Genomic DNA, 2,822 nt, shown 5'->3' with positions numbered 1-2,822 from the left:
GATCCGGTGAGCGCGCCGACGCGCGGGTCGGGCGGGCGCAGCGGCGGGGGCCGCCTGCGCGGCGGCGATGCTCGCGAGCGCGGAGCCGGCGCGGTCTGCGTCCTCCGCGGTCGGCGCCATGTTCAGCGCGCGGAGCCCCTCGAGGGTTCCGGCGACGTCGCTGAGGCTCGCGGGCTCCTTGCCGGCGAGGAGACGATCGAGGTCGCGGGCGGTCTGGTCGGCGTGCTCGTCGTGAGTCATACCCCCGTATCGCCGAGGAGGCGCGCGACGTTACACCGCGGCGTCGGCGCGATCGGCCGCCTTGCGCAGCGCCGCGAGGGCGCGGTGCTGGGTGACCCGCACCGCCGGCTCCGACATCTCGAGCGCGGCGGCGGTCTCGCGGCCGGACAGGCCGGCGACCACGCGCAGCAGCAGCACGTCGCGCTGACGCTCGGAGAGCGTGGCGAGGAGCTGCTCGACGCCTTCGCTGCGGGAGTGGAGCAACGCCTGATGCTCGGCGCTCGGGATCACGTCGCGCAGCGCCTGCGCGAGGCCCTCGTCGGCCACGGGGGTCTCGGGACGCCTGCCGGAGCGGCGGACCGCGTCGACCATGCGCCGATGCGCGATCGCGAACACCCAGGAGCGCAGGTCGGACTCGTCGCCCTCGAAGCGGTCGATCCCCCGGGCGACGTCGAGGAAGGTGTCGGCGGCCTCGTCCTCGGGCGACGGCGACCGGCGCGCCGCGAGGTAGCCCCGGACGGGGCCGGCGAGCTCCCGGTAGAGCGCGGTCCAGGCCCACTCCTCGCCGAGGCGGGCCGCCGCGAGCGTCGACTCGAAGGCGGGTCCGAGCGTCATGCGCGGCATCCGTAGGACAGGTCGGCACACGCCTTCTGGGGGGACATGGGCGGAGACGCTAACACGCGCCATGCGTCGCGACGCAAATGCGACATCCCCTCCCGACTCGGCCCGAACGGACGCGACAGCGCCCCGGGATCCTGCCGGGTCCCGGGGCGCCGGAGCGGTGCACTCCTACGGCCGATTTGGGGAAAACGCCTGATCGGAGCCGCTCTGGTAGTCGGGCATGGGGGATGCGCCGACACCTCCTCGATCCCATCCGCCGGAGTCCCCGGCGGTCGGATCCTCGTCCTGCTGCGACGACCACCCGTCGTCGCGCCACCCGTCGCCGTCGTCGCGCCAGCGCGCGTCGCCGTCCCGGGCATCGTCCTCGGTCCAGCCCTCGGAGTCGCGCCCCCACGAGCCGGTGCGACCTCCGTCGCCCGCTGCGGCGTCATCGTCGATGCCGGCCGTGCCGCCGTCCTCCGCAGGCGCCCGCACGGGGTCCGGCTCGGAGCCCTTGACGTCCTCGTCGCCCGAGGCCTCCCCGGCCCCGCCCGACGGGGCAGCGTCCGCCGTCGCATCGTGGATGACGCGGGCCCTGGCGGCGACCTCCGCATCGAACTCGGGCGCGGAGAAGTCGGTCGACGCGAGCCAGTCGAGCAGCTCGGCGACGTCGTCATGCACCTCGTCCGAGGCCTCGGCGGCATCGTCCCGAAGGTCCTGCGCCGCGGCGAGCAGCGCCTCGCTCGCCTCGGTGTCGACCTCCGCGACGGTCGCGACATGCGTGATCGCCGCCGCGCACTCGCCCCTGCGCTCGAGCCTCAGCGCCTCCTGGACCCGCTCGGTCGGTCCGCCCGCGCGCAGGCCGATGCGCTCGAACGCGAGGTCGAGCTCGTACAGCGGGTCGCCGGGGGCCGCGGGGTCGGCGGCCGCCGCGCCTGCGGCGACTCCCCCGACGAGCAACGCAAGCGCGCTCGCCGACGCCATCCGCGAGCGCCATCGGGACGATGCCGCCGCGGGCTCGCGGCTGAGGGGGGTGCGCGAGCCCGCGGCGACGGCTGCGAGAGCTGCTCCGGCGCGGGTCGCGTCGGCCGGGATCGGGTCGCTCACGAGCGCCCTGAGCCTCGCGATCGCCGGGGCGGCGTCGGCGAGCGCCGCGGGCGTCTCGCCCCGCAGCAGCCGGTCGACATCCCGGTCCTCGTCTGAGCAGCTCGTCACGCCCCTGCAATCGGCTGCGGGACGGGAACGGTTACACCGGCCCGCCCGGCCGGGAGTGCTGGCGCTGCGCGGCCCGGCGCAGCGCCTGGATGGCGCGGTGCTGCGCCACCTTCACCGCCGACTCCGACTTCCCGATCACCGCCGCCGTCTCGCGCACCGAGAGCTCGCCCACGACGCGCAGCAGCAGGATCTGGCGCTGATCCTCCGAGAGACCCGCGAGCAGCTCGCGCGCACCCTCGAGCCCGTAGCGCAGCAGCACCTGCTGCTCGGCGGAGGGCGCCAGCTCCGAGGCCGAGACCTCGTCGGAGCTGCCGGCGGCGGCCACGGGCCGCACGCGCGCGCGGCGGTGCGCGTCGACCATGCGCCGATGCGCGATGGAGAAGACCCACGCGCGGAAGTCGCGCTCGGTCCCGGTGAACCGGCCGATGCCGCGGGCGACGTGGAGGAAGGTCTCCGAGGCCTCGTCCTCGGGTTCCGGCGAGCCCCGGCCTGCGAGGTATCCGCGCACGGGTCCGGCGAGGTCGAGGTACAGCGCGGTCCACGCCCACTCCTCGCCGGAGCGGGCGGCCGTCAGCACTGAGTCGAACGCGGGGCCGAGCGTCATGCGCGGGCTCCCGCGCCCTCGTTTTCGAGAGGACACGGCATGGTTCCCGACGCTAACACGGGCACCCCGGACTTGGGCAGACCCGACATTTCCAACGTCGTACAGCCGCCGCCGGCATCGCCCCGGGGACAAAGCGAAACCCCCTCGCCCGGATGGACGAGGGGGTTTCCGTGGTAGCCCCGAC

Annotated in this window: 4 protein-coding genes; all 4 read right to left on the bottom strand. The window is 75.4% G+C overall.

Going from position 1 to position 2,822, the window contains the following annotated elements; genetic code table 11:
- Window positions 1–240: hypothetical protein (locus TR42_RS13885; RefSeq protein WP_042216957.1), on the bottom strand; the 240-nt coding region annotated here is incomplete at its 3' end.
- Window positions 241–270: 30 nt separating this feature from the next.
- Window positions 271–834, bottom strand: a complete 564-nt coding sequence (locus TR42_RS13880; RefSeq protein ID WP_052406172.1) for an RNA polymerase sigma factor — start codon at window positions 832–834, stop codon at window positions 271–273.
- A gap of 174 nt (window positions 835–1,008) precedes the next feature.
- A complete protein-coding gene (locus tag TR42_RS13875; protein ID WP_042216954.1) occupies window positions 1,009–2,034 on the bottom strand; it encodes a hypothetical protein in 1,026 nt (341 codons plus the stop codon).
- A 31-nt stretch (window positions 2,035–2,065) separates the two neighbouring features.
- On the bottom strand, window positions 2,066–2,638 hold the full coding sequence (locus tag TR42_RS13870) for an RNA polymerase sigma factor (protein ID WP_052406170.1): 573 nt from the start codon (window positions 2,636–2,638) through the stop codon (window positions 2,066–2,068).
- Between the last annotated feature and the right edge of the window lie 184 nt (window positions 2,639–2,822).

This window comes from Demequina mangrovi (assembly GCF_000759715.1).
Taxonomy (GTDB): domain Bacteria; phylum Actinomycetota; class Actinomycetes; order Actinomycetales; family Demequinaceae; genus Demequina; species Demequina mangrovi.
The sequence above is the reverse complement of the archived record's forward strand: the minus strand, read 5'-3'. Positions and strand labels throughout refer to the sequence as shown.

Bases quoted from the DNA above. Each gene is read 5' to 3' on its own strand.
- TR42_RS13870 (WP_052406170.1), bottom strand. From the start codon at position 2,638: ATGACGCTCGGCCCCGCGTTCGACTCAGTGCTGACGGCCGCCCGCTCC.
- TR42_RS13880 (WP_052406172.1), bottom strand. From the start codon at position 834: ATGACGCTCGGACCCGCCTTCGAGTCGACGCTCGCGGCGGCCCGCCTC.